The sequence below is a fragment of the Pseudomonas sp. BLCC-B112 genome (assembly GCF_028550695.1).
GTDB lineage: Bacteria > Pseudomonadota > Gammaproteobacteria > Pseudomonadales > Pseudomonadaceae > Aquipseudomonas > Aquipseudomonas danubii.
Map to the genome: position 1 here is coordinate 208769 of NZ_JAQQGK010000001.1, position 17740 is coordinate 226508.

General features: G+C 60.2%; 16 protein-coding genes and 2 pseudogenes. 11 read left to right on the forward strand and 7 right to left on the reverse strand.

Annotated features, from left to right (window positions below; all coding sequences use genetic code 11):
* Positions 1–2: 2 nt before the first annotated feature.
* Positions 3–1157, reverse strand: a complete 1155-nt coding sequence (gene algW / locus PQT43_RS00970; protein ID WP_102878381.1) for a Do family serine endopeptidase AlgW — start codon at positions 1155–1157, stop codon at positions 3–5.
* Between the two features lie 102 nt (positions 1158–1259).
* On the opposite strand from algW, the gene PQT43_RS00975 reads away from it, so the two are divergent.
* The 3 genes from PQT43_RS00975 (at position 1260) to cysN (ending at position 5079) form a co-directional block, all read left to right on the forward strand.
* Positions 1260–2018, forward strand: a complete 759-nt coding sequence (locus PQT43_RS00975; protein WP_272753395.1) for a Nif3-like dinuclear metal center hexameric protein — start codon at positions 1260–1262, stop codon at positions 2016–2018.
* Between the two features lie 235 nt (positions 2019–2253).
* Positions 2254–3171, forward strand: a complete 918-nt coding sequence (gene cysD / locus PQT43_RS00980; protein WP_102861165.1) for a sulfate adenylyltransferase subunit CysD — start codon at positions 2254–2256, stop codon at positions 3169–3171.
* 9 nt (positions 3172–3180) lie between these two features.
* Positions 3181–5079, forward strand: a complete 1899-nt coding sequence (gene cysN / locus PQT43_RS00985; protein WP_110653379.1) for a sulfate adenylyltransferase subunit CysN — start codon at positions 3181–3183, stop codon at positions 5077–5079.
* A 120-nt stretch (positions 5080–5199) separates the two neighbouring features.
* Here cysN and PQT43_RS00990 read toward each other — a convergent pair whose 3' ends face one another.
* Genes PQT43_RS00990 through PQT43_RS01000 form a run of 3 tightly spaced genes read right to left on the reverse strand, consistent with a single transcriptional unit; the run spans position 5200 to position 8601 of the window.
* On the reverse strand, positions 5200–6105 hold the full coding sequence (locus PQT43_RS00990; RefSeq protein ID WP_272753396.1) for an acyltransferase: 906 nt from the start codon (positions 6103–6105) through the stop codon (positions 5200–5202).
* Positions 6106–8205 (reverse strand): phosphate acetyltransferase, encoded by a 2100-nt coding sequence (pta, locus tag PQT43_RS00995; RefSeq protein ID WP_272753397.1) that lies wholly within the window; start codon positions 8203–8205, stop codon positions 6106–6108.
* 57 nt (positions 8206–8262) lie between these two features.
* Complete coding sequence (locus tag PQT43_RS01000; RefSeq protein WP_102879065.1) at positions 8263–8601, reverse strand: DUF3565 domain-containing protein; 339 nt, start codon at positions 8599–8601, stop codon at positions 8263–8265.
* Here PQT43_RS01000 and PQT43_RS01005 point away from each other — a divergent pair.
* From PQT43_RS01005 to PQT43_RS01015, 3 genes are all read left to right on the forward strand, one after another.
* On the forward strand, positions 8570–9055 hold the full coding sequence (locus PQT43_RS01005; protein ID WP_102861169.1) for an FKBP-type peptidyl-prolyl cis-trans isomerase: 486 nt from the start codon (positions 8570–8572) through the stop codon (positions 9053–9055). The two genes, PQT43_RS01000 and PQT43_RS01005, sit on opposite strands and share 32 nt — an antisense overlap.
* A 122-nt stretch (positions 9056–9177) precedes the next feature.
* A complete protein-coding gene (locus PQT43_RS01010) occupies positions 9178–9660 on the forward strand; it encodes a glutathione peroxidase (RefSeq protein ID WP_267269384.1) in 483 nt (160 codons plus the stop codon).
* A 186-nt stretch (positions 9661–9846) separates the two neighbouring features.
* Positions 9847–10950 (forward strand): NADH:flavin oxidoreductase, encoded by a 1104-nt coding sequence (locus PQT43_RS01015; RefSeq protein WP_267269385.1) that lies wholly within the window; start codon positions 9847–9849, stop codon positions 10948–10950.
* Here PQT43_RS01015 and PQT43_RS01020 read toward each other — a convergent pair.
* On the reverse strand, positions 10947–12227 hold the full coding sequence (locus PQT43_RS01020; protein WP_115581617.1) for a glycosyltransferase family 4 protein: 1281 nt from the start codon (positions 12225–12227) through the stop codon (positions 10947–10949). The genes PQT43_RS01015 and PQT43_RS01020 overlap by 4 nt on opposite strands.
* Before the next feature lie 45 nt (positions 12228–12272).
* Positions 12273–12491, reverse strand: a pseudogene (locus tag PQT43_RS01025) (EI24 domain-containing protein); the annotation flags it as partial.
* A gap of 290 nt (positions 12492–12781) precedes the next feature.
* Here PQT43_RS01025 and PQT43_RS31265 point away from each other — a divergent pair.
* Together PQT43_RS31265 and PQT43_RS01030 are read left to right on the forward strand one after the other, a co-directional pair.
* Positions 12782–12919 (forward strand): annotated as a pseudogene (locus PQT43_RS31265) (DUF4236 domain-containing protein); the annotation flags it as partial.
* Positions 12920–13078: 159 nt separating this feature from the next.
* Positions 13079–13957 carry a hypothetical protein gene (locus PQT43_RS01030; RefSeq protein ID WP_253083668.1) on the forward strand — a complete coding sequence of 293 codons (879 nt, stop codon included), beginning with the start codon at positions 13079–13081 and terminating at the stop codon, positions 13955–13957.
* Between the two features lie 147 nt (positions 13958–14104).
* On the opposite strand, the gene PQT43_RS31270 is transcribed toward PQT43_RS01030, so the two are convergent.
* Positions 14105–14434: a transposase gene (locus PQT43_RS31270; RefSeq protein ID WP_372342419.1), complete on the reverse strand. Its 330-nt coding sequence runs from the start codon at positions 14432–14434 to the stop codon at positions 14105–14107.
* Positions 14435–14688: 254 nt separating this feature from the next.
* Between PQT43_RS31270 and PQT43_RS01035 the strand changes: the two genes are divergently transcribed.
* From PQT43_RS01035 to PQT43_RS01045, 3 genes are all read left to right on the forward strand, one after another.
* Complete coding sequence (locus PQT43_RS01035; RefSeq protein ID WP_253083669.1) at positions 14689–15261, forward strand: recombinase family protein; 573 nt, start codon at positions 14689–14691, stop codon at positions 15259–15261.
* 578 nt (positions 15262–15839) lie between these two features.
* The gene (locus PQT43_RS01040) at positions 15840–16475 is read left to right on the forward strand and encodes a helix-turn-helix transcriptional regulator (protein ID WP_253083670.1); all 636 of its coding nucleotides are present in this window, start codon (positions 15840–15842) and stop codon (positions 16473–16475) included.
* 487 nt (positions 16476–16962) lie between these two features.
* On the forward strand, positions 16963–17556 hold the full coding sequence (locus PQT43_RS01045; protein ID WP_253083671.1) for an HNH endonuclease: 594 nt from the start codon (positions 16963–16965) through the stop codon (positions 17554–17556).
* Positions 17557–17740 lie beyond the last annotated feature (184 nt).

Genomic DNA, 17740 nt, shown 5'->3' on the forward strand with positions numbered 1-17740 from the left:
ATTCACTCTTCTTCTTTGACCGGTGCGGGCGGCGGACGCAGGCCGATTTCTGCGGTCAGCTTGAGTTCCTTGCCGTTGCGCATGACCTGGATCGAGACTTTGTCCGTCGGCTTGATCCGCGCCACCTGATTCATCGAACGACGACCATCGCCGGCGGGTTCGCCGTCAATGCTGAGGATCACATCACCCAGCTGCATACCGGCCTTCTGCGCCGGACCGTCGCGGAAGATCCCGGCCACCACGATTCCAGGCCGCCCGGCCAGGCCGAAGGACTCTGCCAGCTCCTGGGTCAGCGGCTGCACTTCGATGCCCAGCCAGCCACGGATCACCTGGCCATGCTCGATGATCGATTTCATCACCTCCATGGCCAGTTTGATCGGGATCGCGAAGCCGATGCCCTGGGAACCGCCGGACTTGGAGAAGATGGCGGTGTTGATCCCGGTCAGGTTGCCGTTGGCGTCTACCAATGCACCACCAGAGTTGCCTGGGTTGATCGCGGCATCGGTCTGGATGAAGTCTTCGTAGTTGTTCAGGCCCAGCTGGTTGCGCCCGGTGGCGCTGATGATGCCCATGGTCACGGTCTGGCCGACCCCGAACGGGTTGCCGATGGCCAGGGCGACGTCACCGACACGGACGTTTTCCGAGCGGCCGACGGTGATCGAAGGCAGTTTTTTCAAGTCGATCTTGAGTACCGCCAGATCGGTTTCCGGATCGCTGCCGATGACCCTTGCCAGGGTTTCACGGCCATCCTTGAGCGCCACCACGATCTGCTCGGCGCCGGAAGTCACGTGGTTGTTGGTCAGCAGGTAGCCTTCGGGGCTCATGATCACCCCGGAACCCAGGCTTGACTCCATGCGCTGCTGCTTGGGCAGGTTGTCGCCGAAGAAACGCCGGAACTGCGGGTCTTCAAACAGCGGATGCGCGGGTTTGTTGATCACTTTGGTGGTGTACAGGTTGACCACCGCGGGCGCGGCAATCAGTACCGCATCGGCGTAGGAGACTGGCCCCTGCTGGGTGCTGGTGGTTTGCGGAGCTTGCTGCAGGTTGACGTCCAGGCTGGGTAGCCCGACCCATTGCGGATAACGCTGAATAATCAACAACGCGATAAGCACGCCGGCCAGTAGCGGCCAGCCAAAAAAACGCAGAGCCTTGAGCATTGAGCAAGTCCTGGGTGGTTACGAAGGGCTGCGTACGGCCCATAATGTCGCGCATTATACGAGGCCGCGCGCGCCTCTGAACGGGATATTTAGGAGTCTTTTATGGCCGTTGCCCTGAGCACACTGGTGGAAGAAGCGGACCGCTACCTGGGCAGTTCACGCATCGCCGACTATTGCCCCAATGGTTTGCAAGTCGAAGGACGCCCGCAGGTGATGCGCATCGTCAGTGGCGTGACCGCCAGCCAGGCGTTGCTGGACGCAGCCGTGGAGGCCAAGGCCGATCTGGTGCTGGTGCATCACGGCTACTTCTGGAAAGGCGAGAACCCCTGCATCACCGGAATGAAGCAGCGTAGGTTGAAAACCCTGCTCAGGCACGACATCAGCCTCTTGGCCTATCACCTGCCCCTGGACCTGCACCCGGAGGTGGGCAACAACGTGCAGTTGGCCCGGCAGTTGGATATCACCGTCGAAGGCCCATTGGACCCGGAGAACCCCAAGGTCGTCGGTCTGGTCGGTTCCCTCAACGAACCCATGACGGCGCGGGACTTTGCCCGGCGGGTGCAAGAAGTGATGGGCCGCGAACCCTTGCTGATCGAAGGCAGCGAGATGATTCGTCGGGTCGGCTGGTGCACCGGTGGCGGCCAGGGCTACATCGACCAGGCGGTCCAGGCCGGCGTTGACCTGTACCTGAGTGGTGAGGCTTCGGAACAAACCTTCCACAGCGCCCGGGAAAACGACATCAGCTTCATTGCTGCCGGTCACCACGCCACTGAGCGTTATGGCGTCCAGGCCCTGGGCGACTACCTGGCCCGGCGCTTCGCCCTGGAGCACCTGTTCATCGACTGCCCCAACCCGATCTGACCCCGTGCAGGAGCCGGCTTGCCGGCAAAAAGATCTTCAGCCCTGAGGTGCGCTTGAAAGTGCCTTCGCTGGCAAGCCAGCTCCTACAGAGGGGCGTTTGGGGGCTAACGGAGCGGTATATTCATATACCGTTTCGTTCTAGTTGGCGTCCTGATTAGAAGCAGGTCGCTGTGCTAGCATGCCCCGCTCGAACACGGCCCGCTGGCCGTCCATAAGAAAGCTTTCGTGAGTAGCCATGGTCGACAAACTGACGCATCTGAAACAGCTGGAGGCGGAAAGCATCCACATCATCCGCGAGGTGGCCGCCGAGTTCGACAACCCGGTGATGCTGTACTCCATCGGTAAAGACTCCGCCGTGATGTTGCATCTGGCCCGCAAGGCGTTCTTCCCCGGCAAGCTGCCGTTCCCGGTGATGCACGTCGATACCCAGTGGAAATTCCAGGAAATGTACAAGTTCCGCGATCGCATGGTCGAGGAGCTGGGGCTGGACCTGATCACCCACGTCAACCCGGATGGCGTGGCCCAGGGCATCAACCCGTTCACCCACGGCAGTGCCAAGCACACCGACATCATGAAGACCGAGGGCCTCAAGCAGGCTCTGGACAAGTACGGTTTCGACGCCGCATTCGGCGGTGCCCGTCGCGATGAAGAGAAGTCCCGCGCCAAGGAGCGCGTCTACTCGTTCCGCGACAGCAAGCACCGCTGGGATCCGAAGAACCAGCGCCCCGAGCTGTGGAACGTCTACAACGGCAAGGTCAACAAGGGCGAGTCGATCCGCGTGTTCCCGCTGTCCAACTGGACCGAGCTGGACATCTGGCAGTACATCTACCTGGAAGGCATCCCGATCGTGCCGCTGTACTTCGCCGCCGAGCGTGAAGTGATCGAGAAGAACGGCACCCTGATCATGATCGATGACCAGCGCATCCTCGAGCATCTGTCCGATGAAGAGAAAGCCCGCATCGTCAAGAAGAAAGTGCGTTTCCGTACCCTTGGCTGCTACCCGTTGACGGGCGCGGTGGAGTCCGAGGCCGAGAGCCTGACGGACATCATCCAGGAAATGCTCCTGACGCGAACTTCCGAGCGCCAGGGCCGGGTCATCGACCACGATGGCGCCGGCTCGATGGAAGATAAAAAACGTCAGGGTTATTTCTAAGGGGCTGTCATGTCGCATCAATCTGATTTGATCAGCGAGGACATCCTCGCTTACCTGGGCCAGCACGAACGCAAAGAGCTGCTGCGCTTTCTCACCTGCGGTAACGTCGACGACGGCAAGAGCACCCTGATCGGGCGTCTGCTGCACGACTCGAAGATGATCTACGAAGACCATCTGGAAGCCATCACCCGGGATTCGAAGAAGGTCGGCACCACCGGTGACGACATCGACCTGGCGTTGTTGGTCGATGGCTTGCAGGCCGAGCGCGAGCAGGGCATCACCATCGATGTCGCCTATCGTTATTTCTCCACCGCCAAGCGCAAGTTCATCATCGCCGACACCCCCGGCCATGAGCAGTACACCCGCAACATGGCCACCGGTGCTTCCACCTGTGACCTGGCGATCATCCTGGTGGACGCCCGCTACGGCGTGCAGACCCAGACCCGTCGTCACAGCTTCATCGCCTCCCTGCTGGGCATCAAGCACATCGTCGTGGCCATCAACAAGATGGACCTCAAGGACTTCGACCAGGGCGTGTTCGAGTCGATCAAGGCCGACTACCTGAAGTTTGCCCAGGGTTTGAAGATCCAGCCCACCAGCCTGCACTTCGTGCCAATGTCGGCCCTCAAGGGCGACAACGTGGTGAACAAGAGCGAGCGTTCGCCCTGGTACACCGGCCAGTCGCTGATGGAAATTCTCGAGACTGTGGAAGTGGCGGGTGACCGCAACTTCACCGACCTGCGTTTCCCGGTGCAGTACGTCAACCGTCCGAACCTGAACTTCCGTGGTTTTGCCGGCACCCTGGCCAGCGGCATCGTGCACAAGGGCGACGAAGTCGTGGTGCTGCCGTCGGGCAAGAGCAGCCGGGTCAAGTCCATCGTCACCTTCGAGGGCGAGCTGGAGCAGGCAGGTCCAGGCCAGGCCGTGACCCTGACCATGGAAGACGAGATCGACATCTCCCGCGGCGACCTGCTGGTGCATGCCGACAACGTGCCGCCGGTCACCGACAGCTTCGAAGCCATGCTGGTGTGGATGGCCGAAGAGCCGATGCTGCCGGGCAAGAAATACGACATCAAGCGCGCCACCAGCTACGTGCCGGGTTCGATTGCCAGCATCACTCACAAGGTTGATGTGAACACCCTGGAAGAGGGGGCGGCCAGCGCGCTGCAACTGAACGAGATCGGCAAGGTCAAGATCAGCCTCGACGCGCCGATTGCCCTGGATGGCTACGAAAGCAACCGCACCACCGGTGCTTTCATCGTTATCGACCGCTTGACCAACGGCACCGTCGGCGCCGGCATGATCATCGCCCAGCCAGTGGCCCATGGCAGCGTCACCCATCACGGCAAGCTGGCCCATGTGGCCACTGAGGAGCGTGCGCTGCGTTTCGGCCAGCAACCGGCCACCGTGCTGTTCAGCGGCCTGTCGGGCGCTGGCAAGAGCACCCTGGCTTATGCGGTGGAGCGCAAGCTGTTCGACATGGGCCGTGCGGTGTATGTGCTCGATGGCCAGAACTTGCGGCATGACTTGAACAAAGGCCTGCCACAGGATCGTGCCGGGCGTACCGAGAACTGGCGCCGTGCGGCTCACGTGGCCCGTCAGTTCAACGAAGCTGGCCTGCTGACCTTGGCCGCGTTCGTGGCGCCGAGTGCCGAAGGGCGCGAGCAGGCCAAGGACCTGATCGGCAAGGATCGTCTGCTGACGGTTTACGTCCAGGCATCGCCTGCGGTGTGTGCCGAGCGTGATCCTCAAGGCCTGTACGCTGCCGCTGGGGACAACATCCCGGGCGAATCCTTCCCCTATGACGTACCGCTGAATGCCGATCTGGTGATCGACACCCAGGCGCTGTCGGTGGAAGAGAGCGTCAAGCAGGTGCTGGACCTGTTGCGTAGCCGCGGCGCGATCTAAGCCGTAGCCAAAAGCCCGCAGTCGAGTGATCGGCTGCGGGCTTTTTTGTGCGCTGCAGATAGCGTCAGCCGGCCAGGACGGTGCAGCTACGCAGGCGCTGGCCTGCCAGCGAACAGGCCCTCAGGGCTTTGCCGGATACTTGCGATGCAGTTCTTCCAGCAGCGCGTCCTTGTCCAGCCACTGCTGGTTGATCCAGCCCTGGAATGCCTGGCGATAGGTCGTGTCCTGCTCGTAGTTCTTGCCAATGAACTGCGGTGGAATCTGCACCTCCTCAAAGCGCACCACCACCTCCTTGACCCTGCCGCACAGCAGGTCCCAGAAACCGGGCCGGCCAGCGGGGTAGTGGATGGTCACATCGATGATCGATTGCAATTGCTCGCCCATGGCATCCAGGACAAAGGCGATGCCGCCGGCCTTGGGCTTGAGCAGGTAGCGGAACGGCGACTGTTGCTGGGCATGCTTGCCTTCGGTGAAGCGCGTGCCTTCGACGAAGTTGAAGATCCCCACCGGGTTGTTGCGGAACTTCGCGCAGGTCTTGCGGGTGGTTTCCAGGTCCTTGCCCTTTTTCTCCGGATGCTTTTCCAGGTAGGCCTTGGAGTAGCGCTTCATGAACGGAAAGCCCAGGGCCCACCAGGCGAGGCCAATCACCGGCACCCAGATCAGCTCCTGCTTGAGGAAGAACTTCAGCGGGCGGATGCGGCGGTTGAGCACGTACTGCAGCACCATGATGTCGACCCAGCTCTGATGGTTGCTGGTGACCAGATAGGAGTGCTGGTAATCCAGGCCTTCAAGGCCCTGCAGGTGCCAGCGAGTGCGGCACACCAGCTGCATCCAGGCCTTGTTGTTGCTGATCCAGGCTTCGTGGGTGTGGTTCATCAGCCAGTGGGTGAAGCGCTGGGTGAGGGCGAAGGGCAGGGCCTTGCAGATCGCCACGCAGAACAGGAACGAGCACAGCAGGATGGTGTTCAGCGCCAGCAGGATCGAGGCGATGATCCCGCGCACAGCGGCAGGTAGAAATTCCAGCATTTAGACATCCATGGGTCGGTTGGCGGCTTGAATCGCGGTCAGGGCGATGGTGTAGACAATGTCATCCACCTGGGCGCCCCGGGGCAGGTCGTTCACAGGCTTGCGCAGGCCTTGCAGCATCGGCCCCAGGCTCACGCAATCGGCACTGCGTTGCACGGCCTTGTGGGTGGTGTTGCCGGTGTTCAGGTCGGGGAACACGAAAACCGTGGCCTTGCCTGCCACCTGGCTGTTGGGGGCCAGTTGCCGGGCGACGTTTTCGTTGGCCGCGGCATCGTATTGCAGCGGGCCGTCGATCAACAGCGAACGCTGGGCTTCATGGGCCAGCAGGGTCGCCTCGCGGACTTTCTCCACTTCTTCGCCGCTGGCCGAGTCGCCGCTGGAGTAGCTGATCATGGCCACTCTTGGAGTAATGCCGAACGCCGCCGCCGAGTCGGCACTCTGCAAGGCGATCTCCGCCAGTTCGCTGGCGCTGGGGTGCGGGTTCATCACGCAGTCGCCGTAGACCAGCACCTGCTCGGGGAACAGCATGAAGAATACCGAGGACACCAGGGTGCAGCCCGGGGCGGTCTTGATCAGTTGCAGGGCCGGGCGAATGGTGTTGGCGGTGGAATGGATGACCCCCGATACCAGGCCATCCACCTCATCCAGGGCCAGCATCACGGTGCCGATCACCACCGGGTCCTCCAGTTGCTGCTCGGCCATGGGTGCGTTGAGGCTCTTGCTCTTGCGCAAGGCCACCATGGGCTCCACGTAGCGCTCGCGAATCAGGTCCGGGTCGAGAATCTCCAGGCCTTCGGGCAACTCGATGCCCTGGGCCCGGGCTACCGCATGCACTTCCTCTGGCTTGGCCAGCAGTACACAACGGGCGATGCCCCGGGCCTGGCAGATGGCGGCGGCCTGCACGGTCAAGGGTTCGCTGCCTTCGGGCAGGACGATACGCTTGTTGGCGTCCTGTGCCCGCTGGATCAACTGATAGCGGAACACCGCCGGCGACAGGCGCATTTCCCGCGGAGTGCCGCAGCGCTGGTGCAGCCAGTTGGCGTCCAGGTGGCTGGCGACGAAGTCGGTGATGATTTCCGCGCGCTCGCGGTCATCGATGGGGATTTCCTTGTTCAGGCCATTGAGCTGGTTGGCGGTGTCGTAGGACCCGGTGCTGACCGACAGCACCGGCAGGCCGGCGTTCAGGGCACCACGGCACAGTTCCATGATGCGCGGGTCGGGCAGGGTGTCGCTGGTCAGCAGCAGGCCGGCCAGGGGCACACCGTTGATCGCCGCGAGACTCACGGCGAGGATGATGTCGTCGCGATCCCCCGGGGTCACCACCAGTACGCCGGGCTTGAGCAGTTCCACAGTGTTGCGCATGGTGCGGGCGCAAATGATGATCTTGGTCATGCGCCGGGTTTCATAGTCCCCGGCATTGAGCACCTGGGCGCCCATCAGGTCGGCTACGTCGCGGGTGCGCGGTGCGTTCAGTTCCGGCTGGAAGGGAATGCAGCCCAGCAGGCGGAAGTCGCCGCTGCGCAGCAAGGGCGAGTGCTCCTTCAAACGGGCGGAGAACGCCTCCATGCTTTCGTCGGTACGCACTTTGTTGAGGATCACCCCCAGCACTTTCGGGTCTCGCGGGCCGCCGAACAACTGCGCCTGCAACTCGACCCGTCCCGACAGCTCGGTGAGCACTTCGTTTTCCGGAGCAGAGACCAGGATCACTTCGGCATCCAGGCTTTTGGCCAGGTGCAGGTTGACCCGGGCTGCGTAGCTGGCGCTGCGGGTCGGCACCATGCCTTCGACGATCAGCACGTCCTTGCCGATGGCGGCCTGCTGGTAGAGGGTGATGATTTCCTCTAGCAATTCATCCAGCTGGCCGTCGCCGAGCATTCGCTCCACATGGGCCAGGCCCAGGGGTTGTGGCGGCTTCAGGCCGTGGGTCCGGGCTACCAGCTCGGTGGAGCGCTCGGGGCCGGTATCACCGGGGTGGGGCTGGGCAATGGGCTTGAAAAAGCCGACCTTGAGGCCGGCCCGTTCCAAGGTACGCACCAGCCCGAGGCTGATGGAGGTCAGACCCACACCAAAATCGGTGGGCGCGATAAAAAAAGTTTGCATGCGAGTTCTCAGAAGGTGCATGGCAAAGGCGACGGTCTGCAGCCGTCTGCCTGGTCGTCAGGCGCTAAGGTTATCGTTATCCGGTGCTTGAGCACACCAGCCGCAGTCAAAGCGCTGGCCTATTTTTTCCGCCCGCGACTGCGGGTCCAGTACCCAGGCCCGGGATTGCCAGGGCGGCAAGTGACGCAGGTGCTGGGTATGCCCACAGGACAGTTCGGCCACCCAATGACCCTCTTCGTCCTGATGGAAACCGCAGATTGTCGAGTGATTTTTCACGTTCCGTTGGTCCGGGTTCCGTTCGCTTTCGAGCGATTGCTTCGCTAAACTTGCCCGTTCTTCATTCTTATGCAAAAGGTCCCGCCCCATGCTGATCGCCGCCAATAAGGCTGTCTCCATCGACTATACCCTCACCAACGATGCTGGTGAGGTCATCGACAGCTCTGCCGGCGGCGCCCCGCTGGTTTACCTGCAAGGCGCAGGTAACATCATTCCTGGTCTGGAAAAGGCTCTGGAAGGCAAGCAAGTCGGTGACGAACTGAACGTCTCCGTGGAACCTGAAGATGCCTACGGCGAATACGCTGCCGAACTGGTCAGCACCCTGAGCCGCAGCATGTTCGAAGGCGTCGACGAACTGGAAGTGGGCATGCAGTTCCACGCGTCCGCTCCGGACGGCCAGATGCAGATCGTGACCATCCGTGATCTGGACGGTGACGACGTGACCGTAGACGGCAACCACCCGCTGGCCGGTCAGCGCCTGAACTTCCAGGTCAAGATCGTTGCCATCCGTGATGCCAGCCAGGAAGAAGTTGCTCATGGTCACGTCCATGGCGAAGGTGGCCATCACCACTGATTTTCTGCGCTAAGCTCAAGCTTACTGGAGAGGCGCCCGAGGGCGCCTTTTTAGTCCGCGGCTTTTGGCTGTACTGTCGAGAGGCTGTTTTTCTGTAAGAACACAGGAATTTGGAGTTCGTCATGAGTGCTTTTCACGACCTTAAATTGAAAGCCCTGGATGGTCAGGAGCTGCCGCTCGCGCCCTTCAAGGGGCAAGTCGTGCTGGTGGTCAACGTCGCCTCCAAATGTGGTCTGACACCACAATATGCGGCGTTGGAGAATCTCTACCAGCAATACAAGGCCCAGGGATTCAGCGTGCTGGGGTTGCCCTGCAACCAGTTCGCCGGGCAGGAACCGGGCACCGAGCAGGAGATCCAGGAGTTTTGCAGCTTCAACTACGGGGTGACTTTTCCCTTGAGCAGCAAACTGGACGTGAACGGTCCCGAGCGTCATCAGCTGTACCGTTTGCTGGCGGGCGAGGGCGCGGAGTTTCCCGGGGATATCACCTGGAACTTCGAGAAATTCCTGTTGGGCAAGGACGGTCGGGTACTGGCGCGTTTCTCGCCCCGTACCGCTCCGGATGATCCGACTGTGGTCCAGGCCATCGAAAAAGCCCTGAGCTAAGCACTGTCGGGCCCCTCTTTCACGCCGCTGCAATGCGGCGTTTTTGCATCTAAATCACTCAAATCAATAATGCTGTGCAGCACTGTGAGGGGGCCATATTATCCTCATCATAAGTGCGCCGGGGCAGGTACCCGGCGCAGTCTTGTGCGTCGAGTATCGACTCGAGCCTTTTTGTCGGAGTGCAGCATGCCTGTTCAAGCCTTGTTCAAACCCTTTCAACTCGGCGCGCTGGAGCTGCCGAGCCGCGTAGTGATGGCGCCGATGACCCGTTCGTTTTCTCCGGGTGGCGTGCCCAACGCCAAGGTCATCGAGTATTACCGTCGCCGCGCTGCTGCGGGTGTCGGCCTGATCATCACCGAGGGCACCACGGTGGGGCACCAGGCCGCCAACGGTTACCCCAATGTGCCGCAGTTCCATGGCGAGGCGGCCCTGGCCGGGTGGAAGAAGGTGGTGGATGCGGTCCACGCCGAAGGTGGCAAGATCGTTCCGCAACTGTGGCATGTGGGTAATGTGCGGCGCCTGGGCACCGAGCCGGACGCCAGCGTGCCCGGCTATGGCCCGACCGAGAAGCTCAAGGACGGCAAGGTGCTGGTGCACGGCATGACCCACCAGGACATCCAGGAAGTGATCGCAGCCTTTGCCCAGGCCGCCAAGGATGCCCAGAGCATCGGCATGGACGGTGTGGAAATCCATGGTGCCCACGGTTACCTGGTGGATCAGTTCTTCTGGGAGGGCACCAACCAGCGCACCGACGAATACGGCGGCGACCTGGCCCAGCGCTCGCGTTTCGCCATCGAGTTGATCAAGGCGGTGCGGGCTGCCGTCGGCCCGGATTTCCCGATCATCCTGCGTTTCTCCCAGTGGAAGCAGCAGGATTACAGCGCGCGTCTGGTGCAGACCCCGGAAGCTCTGGGCGCCTTCCTCAAGCCGTTGGCAGATGCAGGTGTGGATATCTTCCACTGCTCGACGCGACGCTTCTGGGAGCCGGAGTTCGAAGGCTCGGACCTGAACCTGGCAGGCTGGACCCGCAAGCTCACCGGCAAACCCACCATCACCGTGGGCAGCGTCGGCCTGGACGGCGAGTTCCTGCAGTTCATGGTCAACACCGACAAGGTGGCGCAGCCGGCCAGCCTGGAAAACCTGCTGCAGCGCTTGAACAACGACGAGTTCGATCTAGTGGCCGTGGGTCGGGCACTGTTGGTGGACCCGGATTGGGCGCAGAAAGTCCGTGAAGGCCGTGAGCAGGACATCCTGCCGTTCAGCCGTGAAGCACTGACGACCCTGGTTTAACTTCTGGCCCCGGGCGGTGAGGGGGGCAGCCTCCTTGCCGCACCAAGTGTCTCTGTGGCGCTGCGTGGTTCCAGCGCCGCTTCGATCATCCCTTCGTAATCCACGACCGGTGCTGGCTGGCAGACACTGCGCAACTGATCCTCAAACTGTGCGATCACGGCCGGCCAGCCCTGGCGGCTGGCGTGTTGCCGGGCGTTGAGACGTACCCGGCGCAGGGTTTCCGCTTCCTCCAGCAGCCAGCCGGCGGCCTCACAGAACGCGCCTTCATCCCCGGGCATGGCCAGCACGCCGTTGTAGCCATGGCGGATATGCTGGGCTGCAGCGGCCTGATCGTAGGCCACCACCGCCAGCCCGGAAGCCAGGGCTTCCAGCACCACATTGCCGAAGGTTTCCGTGAGGCTGGGAAACAGGAACACATCCCCCGAAGCGTAATGGGCCGCCAGGGCTTCACCCCGCTGACTGCCACAGAACAGGGCCTCGGGCAGGCTTTTTTCCAGGGCGGCGCGTTGTGGGCCGTCACCCACCACGATCAGTTTCATCTTCCGCTGTGGATAAGTGGCCTTGAGCTGCTCGAAGCAGCGCTTGAGCAGGCTCAGGTTCTTCTCCGGGGCCAGGCGCCCGACATGGATCACCGCCAGATCATCGTTGCCCAGGCCCCAGCGGGTGCGCAGCTCATTGAGGCGTTTGGCCGGATGGAACAGTTGGCTGTCGACGCCCCGGGACAGCAGGGCCAGGCGTTCGAAGTGCCGACGCTCCAGCTCCAGGCGCTGACTGGCGCTGGGCACCAGGGTCAGCTTCGAACGGTTGTGGAACCAGCGCAGGTAATGGGTCAGCAAGCGCGTCAGCAAACCCAGGCCGTACTGGCTGGAATACTGCTGGAAGTTGGTATGGAAGCCACTGACCACCGAGATTCCCAGACGTTTCGCCGCCCGCAGCGCGGACAGCCCCAGCGGGCCCTCGGTGGCGATGTAGAGCACGTCCGGGCGTTGGCGTTTCCAGCGTCGCAGCAGTTTGTGCATCGACGACTGGCCCCATTGCAGCCCCGGGTATCCCGGCAGTGGCCAGCCGCGGCACAGCATCAGGGCCTCGTCGCTGGGGCGGCTCTGATCACAACCCTGGCGCGGACGCACCAGTTCCACCTGATGCCCACGGGCACGCAGGCCATCACACAGGCGGCCAAGGGTATTGGCCACGCCATTGATTTCCGGTGGGAAGGTTTCAGTGATGAGGGTGATGTGCAGAGCTGTCGTCATGACCTCAGTGTCGACTGAGGCCATGTCGTCATTGTGACGTCTGGATGATGGATTTATGACACGCCAGCCTTATTTGGCCGGCAGGTTCTCCATCCCGCGCTCACGCACCCAGAACAGCGTCGCCCCGGCCACGGCGGCTGGCATCATCAGGATGTTGACGAAGGGGATCATCAGCGCCAGGTAGACGATGCCGCCAAAACCCAGGCTCTGCCAGCGCTTCTGCCGCAGCCAGACGATCATCTCCTGCCAGCTCATCTTGTTGTTATCCGCCGGGTAGTCGATGTAGCCAAGTTTGAAGCCGAACGTCCTGAAAGCCACACGATAAGCAGACCCCTTTCCTAGGGGGGCATTATTCTGTATCAGAGGACTGTATCGACGCAAGACTACGAGGGCGGTGCTTCCAACCTACTACATAACTGTTGCGGTTACGCGGTGTATCGCTGTTCTCGGTCCTGTAGCTGTGGATGTCCTTACCTTGCATTCTGACTGTCGTGGCTTGCTAAAAACGACTGGTTTCCGCAGGCTTGTCCTATGGTCACAGACGGTGGCACAACCGACAGGGATAGTTAGTCATGGCGATGCGATTCAGGAAATCAATCAAACTGGCTCCAGGCATCCGAATGAATTTGAGTGGGTCTGGCGTTGGTTGGACGCTCGGTCCACGAGGGGCATCTGTTGGCATTGGCAAGCGAGGAGCCCGGCTGAACACTAGCTTCATGGGTTTTTCCAGTAGCCAAAAACTCTCTGGCCCTTCTCGTAGTACCAGATCAGCCCCAACGAAGCCTGCATTCACACTTGTTTCTGTGACATGTCGCTTGCATGACGATGGGAGCCTGACTTTCCATGACACTGAAGGGAATGACCTACCGGAACATATGATTGAAGCTGCCAAGAAGCAGAACAAAGACGTAATCCTTGCTGTGATTCAACGCAAGTGCGACGAAATCAACGGCAACATTGAAGCCTTAGGGGCCATCCACCTAGATACCCCCGGCTGTACTTCTCGACCAGTATTTGTTGAGGTGCCTTTCGAGGAGCCAGAGCCTGTAACTCCATCCCTTCTCAAGCCATCCCTTCTGGACAGGCTGTTCAAGAAACGAATGCTGCGCCTAGAAGAGCAGAACACCAAAATCCAGAAAAACTTCGCCGCTTACTACAGCGACTGGTCAAACGAACGAGAAAATCATATTCAGCTAGAGCAGGAGAGGAAGCGGCTCATTAATGAGGGCATCTACACCAGCACATCTGATATGGAGACATGGCTGGAGTACAACCTACAAGACATACAATGGCCGCGAGAGACCGCAATTTCTTTGGAATTGCTTGAGGGTGGCCAGCTTGTGCTCCTGGACGTTGACCTGCCGGAAATAGAGGACATGCCATCATCTACTGCCAGCGTGCCCAGCAGAGGCTTGAAACTGTCGGTGAAAGAGATGTCAGCTACAGCCGTCCAGAAACTCTACATGGCGCACGTCCACGCTGTTGCCTTCAGGATAATTGGCGAGACCTTTGCCGCCTTGCCCAAGACAGCCACAGTAGTCCTCTCTGGGTACTCTCAGCGGCCAGACAAGGCCACAGGGCGTATTGCCGACGAGTACCTTTTCTCTGTCCGAGTTGGCAGGGGGGCCTGGAGCGATATTGACTTTGGGCGCCTGCCAGACATCGATGTCGTTGAGGCATTGGCACGATTCGATCTGCGTCGGCAGATGTCAAAGACTGGAGTATTCAAGGCTATTGAGCCGTTCCTAAAGTAGCCGCCCATGCACGGACTGCTTGCTTCTGCGTAGGGGGGGAAGGCGGCCACCAAGTGGTCGGACTATTTTCGGCAGAGAAATCTGAGGAGTCATGTAACTAATAGCGTCGAGTCTCATTCCCCCCCCCTGGGGCAGGGTAGCTGGCTCCTAGGGCATAAGCCCATCCCCATTCTCCGGGGAGTTGCCAGCGAGTGTAGCTATGAGCGCGACCAACCTACCGACATGAGCCATGTGCTCCTCCAGCAGGTCGGTCGCATCAGTCAACGTTGCAACTTCATCCGCCATCCCGGCCAGCTCCCAATTCAACAATCCATCCGGTGAGTTAAAACCTGTAGCGCCACTATCGCGTTCCTGTGCAACCCATGCATACAGGGCTGACCTCGCTAAATTCAAACTATCTGCAACTTCCTGGACTGCCAGTCCGCTCCTGACAGCTGCGAGTGCTATTGCTTTGAATGTGTTGCTACGCCTAGCCATACGCCTTCTCCACTGGGTAAAACACGATAGTAACCAATTCGAAGACGTTCGAAACAATAGGTCCGGAACCGGGCGTTTATTTCATCTTTCTTCTCTCTAATATGTTGGCTCATTAAGTACACCTTATGAGCCAGCCTGGGAGGCCGTAGTGGCCAACGAAAGAATGCGGGGTCTAGGGTGGATCATAAGTGTTGACGCAATAGGAGCCAGCCGGTAGCTTTACGAGCCTACATTGTGGACCAGGAGGCCCGACCATGACCGCTATCATCGCCTACACCCGCGTCAGCACTGACGGCCAGTCTATCGAGGCGCAGCGCCACGCCATCGGACACCGCTTCAACGTATCTGAGGACGGCTGGTTCACCGACGAAGCCACCAGTGGCACGACCAAGGCGATGGACAGGAAGGGTTTTGCAGCCCTGTTCAGCTACGCCAGGAAGGGAGACACCGTTGTCGTCGCCGCCATCGACCGCTTGGGTCGGAACACCATCGACGTCCTAGAGACAGTTGAGGCGCTGAAAGCGAAGGGTGTCACTGTCGTCTCAATGCGCGAAGGCTTCGACCTGTCCAATCCCACGGGGAAACTCATGCTGACACTATTGGCAGGTGTCGCGGAGCTGGAGCGGGAGAACATCAAGGCGCGGCAGATGGCAGGAATCAACAAGGCCAAGGCCGACGGTCGCAAGCTGGGCGCTCCCAAGCAGCACGACGATGCCGCCATTGCCGCATGGAGGAAGGAGACCAGCTCCAGCATCAAGGCCACTGCTGACCACTGGGGTGTATCAACGGCCACCGTGAAGCGGGCCTGCAAGGCAGCCCTGGATTGACTACTGACCAGCACCTGAACGTCGACCGTGGCGCCCTACCCCATGCTGCACGCCCATTTTTCAGCCCCACCAACGCGCCTGTAACCCCTGGCCCCGCTGGGTTTGAGGGCTAGAAACCGAAATTAACGCCAGTCAGGGAGAAAGGCACCCGTCGCCACCCCTCATGCGGCGCCACGGGAATTACTGCCAGTCTTTGTATAACCGCACCCAACATCCCGTCAGGTGCGCCTCAAGCATCCCACCTCCTGCAACCCATCAACCCTGCCTGGGCAACCACGGCGGGGCATTTGCGTTTGCTATCACCGGACTTCAATCCCATGAAACAGCCCATGCGCCTTGTGCGCCTTAATCTACACCTACGTGCGGACCACCTTGACCGCCTGACCCAGCTTGCCAGCGCCATCAGTCGGCGCAAAGGACGTGACATACGGCTTGCTGAAGCGCTGGAGCTGGCCCTGGTCAGCGGCCTTACGTGGACTGACGTCGACATGCTCGACCTTCTCCAGCCTGACTGGAAGGCCCCTTACTGGCACGCCCTAGGCCCCATCGTGCGAAGTCGCTGAATGGACGCAAATAACATGAATGTTGACGCTGCTCCACAACGCAACCACCAAGACACTCACACGCGATTCAACCCAACAGCAGGCAGACCGGCCATCGCGGTTACGGACGGTAAGCACACATACTTTGCCGACCCGAATACAGGCCAAATCATCCACTCCACCCGCAAGCTTCCCAGATACAGAGTTGTACGCCGGGTTGACGTTTACGTGGGCCTCGACACCAAGTTCCCAGCCCAAGCAAGGGACAATGAGGAACTCAGTGAAGCGTTGGCCCCGTTCGACACTTGGCTAGACAACAAATATTTCAGTGCTACAAAAGCCATTGAACTGCTTGCTGCCGGCGCATCGGGAACCGCCGTTTGCACCCTAAGCCATCTTGCTCAGAACTTGTCTGGCCGAAACTACTGGTTCGGTCGCATTGAAGATTTGGCCAAGGCCCTGGACACACCACGGAGGTCGGTTGAACGTGCGCTCAAGGACCTGGAAAGTATGAACATAGTGAAGCGTAAGACCCAAGGACGCCAATGGCCAACACGTATCGCGGTTCATCCCTGGTACGCCTGGAGAGGCGACCTCCAAGGCCGTGATGCTGCGTACTCGGATTGGCTTGGCATTAGTCCCGCCGAATTTGGCGGTCGAACTGGCCTGTAGCCCGCGTATTACGGGACCTCAATTTCCTGCCAGATATTATATAAGCAGACAACTGAGGGCAGGCGTGAACCGGGCAGTAGCGCAGCTGCTGTTTGGGTCCATCGAGCCTGACCAACAATCCCGACCAGCTAAGGGGACAAGGTGGTTAGTTTCCAACCAAAGTAAAAACTCAGTCTTTCTTTCTATGGGATTGACTACGAACACCACCCTCTAAGCCTTCCTTACTTGTTGGTCGTCCTCGTTGGGCAGCCGACAGCAGCTTCGCTACTGCCGTCTACCACGGCCGCCCTTGTGTAGAAACTTCCACAGCCGGTCTAGCAGCATCAAGCATCCCCCTCCAGTAACACCCTGCTGATACCTCTCCGGTGTTCGGCACCATGCCCCCAGCACCTCGCTTACGCCCATCGATGCAATGTCAGGGCGTCATAGCCGCGTGCGCGCTGGATTCTCCCAACGGCCATTCGGCCACCGCACAACACACAAACCAATGACCTCTATCGCAACCCGTTTCAACATCAAAACCGACACCGCCGTCAGTGGCTCACTCGTCTTCGACGGAACCGAAGCCTCCACCGAGTTCGTCTATCAGGGCGCACATGCCCGCACCTTACCGAACTTCCCCGGCTACGCCCTCACCATTGACGGCAGATGCATCAGCTTCAGGCGCAAGAAGACCAGGGAACTCAAGCCTGGGTCTTCCGCCAGCGGCTGTTACTGCTACGTCAATATCGGTAGACCACCACTAAAGCCGTCGCAACTACTGCATATCCTAGTGGCCCGTGCCTTCGTTCCTAACCCGGAAGGAAAGCCCCAGGTAAACCACAAAGACGGCAACCCCCGTAACAATGCAGCCAGTAACCTGGAGTGGGTCACTCCATCGGAGAACGTCCGACACGCCAACAAGCTGCGTAAGGAGCAGGGGCGAAGCATCTTCAAGACCACAGCGGAGCAACGAGCGCAAGTCGTTGAGCTGTGCAATGAACAGGTGTCAATTTTTGAAGCCTCCATACAACTGCGCCTGCCATATGAGGTGGCGCGCAACGCATTCAACTCCGCCAAGCGGCGCTCCCCCAAAGCCTAAGCGCAATAGCAACCGACCCTCCAAGCCTCACAGCAGAGCGATTCCCTGCGGGGCTGGAGGTCTATGGCAGCAGTCGTAAGCAGCTTACCTATCAAGCCTCTTACGACTGCTCCCGGACGGTCATCCGGTTGTAGTTGTGCGGTTTTATGAAGACCCCGCTTCAAGTCTCGACGAAGGCTTGCTA

Bases quoted from the DNA above. Each gene is read 5' to 3' on its own strand.
- PQT43_RS01015 (WP_267269385.1), top strand. From the start codon at position 9,847: ATGCCTGTTCAAGCCTTGTTCAAACCCTTTCAACTCGGCGCGCTGGAG.
- PQT43_RS01030 (WP_253083668.1), top strand. From the start codon at position 13,079: ATGATTGAAGCTGCCAAGAAGCAGAACAAAGACGTAATCCTTGCTGTG.
- algW (WP_102878381.1), bottom strand. From the start codon at position 1,157: ATGCTCAAGGCTCTGCGTTTTTTTGGCTGGCCGCTACTGGCCGGCGTG.
- cysN (WP_110653379.1), top strand. From the start codon at position 3,181: ATGTCGCATCAATCTGATTTGATCAGCGAGGACATCCTCGCTTACCTG.
- PQT43_RS31270 (WP_372342419.1), bottom strand. From the start codon at position 14,434: ATGGCTAGGCGTAGCAACACATTCAAAGCAATAGCACTCGCAGCTGTC.
- PQT43_RS01035 (WP_253083669.1), top strand. From the start codon at position 14,689: ATGACCGCTATCATCGCCTACACCCGCGTCAGCACTGACGGCCAGTCT.
- PQT43_RS01040 (WP_253083670.1), top strand. From the start codon at position 15,840: ATGAATGTTGACGCTGCTCCACAACGCAACCACCAAGACACTCACACG.
- PQT43_RS01000 (WP_102879065.1), bottom strand. From the start codon at position 8,601: ATGGAGACAGCCTTATTGGCGGCGATCAGCATGGGGCGGGACCTTTTG.
- pta (WP_272753397.1), bottom strand. From the start codon at position 8,205: ATGCAAACTTTTTTTATCGCGCCCACCGATTTTGGTGTGGGTCTGACC.
- PQT43_RS01010 (WP_267269384.1), top strand. From the start codon at position 9,178: ATGAGTGCTTTTCACGACCTTAAATTGAAAGCCCTGGATGGTCAGGAG.
- PQT43_RS00975 (WP_272753395.1), top strand. From the start codon at position 1,260: ATGGCCGTTGCCCTGAGCACACTGGTGGAAGAAGCGGACCGCTACCTG.
- PQT43_RS01045 (WP_253083671.1), top strand. From the start codon at position 16,963: ATGACCTCTATCGCAACCCGTTTCAACATCAAAACCGACACCGCCGTC.
- PQT43_RS01005 (WP_102861169.1), top strand. From the start codon at position 8,570: ATGCTGATCGCCGCCAATAAGGCTGTCTCCATCGACTATACCCTCACC.
- PQT43_RS01020 (WP_115581617.1), bottom strand. From the start codon at position 12,227: ATGGCCTCAGTCGACACTGAGGTCATGACGACAGCTCTGCACATCACC.
- cysD (WP_102861165.1), top strand. From the start codon at position 2,254: ATGGTCGACAAACTGACGCATCTGAAACAGCTGGAGGCGGAAAGCATC.
- PQT43_RS00990 (WP_272753396.1), bottom strand. From the start codon at position 6,105: ATGCTGGAATTTCTACCTGCCGCTGTGCGCGGGATCATCGCCTCGATC.